Here is a 241-nt window from a genome sequence, read left to right as displayed (position 1 = left end):
AAGACCACGGTTGATGATTCTGGTGTGAAGCCGGTTGATCCGACTGATGAGGAGCAGGACACCGGTATTAAGGTCACGAACCCGGATAAGGACACCAAGGTCTCTGCTAAGGACGAGGACAAGAATGACGTCCCGGTCAAGATTGACGAGGACGGCAAGGTCATCGTTACTCCGGGTAAGAAGGTTGATGGTCCGATTACCGTGACCATTGAGGATCCGGATTTGCCGGGTGGCAAGACTG

The 241-nt window shown here is 53.5% G+C and carries 1 protein-coding gene; it reads left to right on the top strand.

The annotated features are described in order from the left end of the window. Window positions 1-241, top strand: a 241-nt coding sequence (locus HMPREF2912_RS13050; protein WP_198530277.1) for a hypothetical protein, incomplete at both ends; no start/stop codon positions are given.

The sequence above is a fragment of the Corynebacterium sp. HMSC056E09 genome (genome assembly GCF_001813425.1).
GTDB classification, from domain to species: Bacteria; Actinomycetota; Actinomycetes; order Mycobacteriales; family Mycobacteriaceae; genus Corynebacterium; species Corynebacterium hesseae.
Note: the sequence above shows the minus strand (reverse complement) of the source record. Positions and strands in the feature narration are given on the sequence as shown.